Below are 551 nucleotides of genomic sequence, written 5' to 3'. Positions count from 1 at the left end.
GAGGCTCAAGCGCTTTGCTCCTTATCTTATGAAAGCTTTTCCTGAAACCAAAGCCGCTTCTGGTCTCATTGAGTCGCCTGTAGTGGACATTACAAAGATGAAAGCGGCTTTGGAAACTCAGTACAACGTCCCAATATTCGGCCGCCTCATGCTCAAGCTTGATAGTCACGTACCAATATCCGGCTCGATAAAAGCCCGTGGTGGCATTTATGAAGTGTTAGTTCATGCGGAAAAACTGGCGATTGTCGCAGGGTTGTTAAGTGAGAGTGATGATTACAGCAAGCTGCTGAGTGGTGAGTTCCGACAATTTTTCCAACAATACAGCATCGCGGTTGGTTCAACGGGAAACCTAGGCATGTCGATAGGCATGATGAGTGCCAAGCTTGGTTTTTCAGTATCGGTTCATATGTCCGCCGATGCGAGAGAGTGGAAGAAAAACAAACTTCGATCGCACGGTGTCAACGTGGTTGAGTACGAGCAAGATTATGGTGTTGCGGTTGAGCAAGGTCGAAAACAGGCAGAGAGCGATCCCAACTGCTTTTTTATCGATG

Annotated in this window: 1 protein-coding gene; it reads left to right on the top strand. The window is 47.4% G+C overall.

Annotated elements, in window-relative coordinates:
* Positions 1-551 (top strand): D-serine ammonia-lyase (locus R7R24_RS29560; protein WP_318120570.1); only part of this gene is annotated, 551 nt, incomplete at both ends.

Source organism: Vibrio sp. 704 (genome assembly GCF_033339295.1).
The sequence above is the reverse complement of the archived record's forward strand: the minus strand, read 5'-3'. Positions and strand labels throughout refer to the sequence as shown.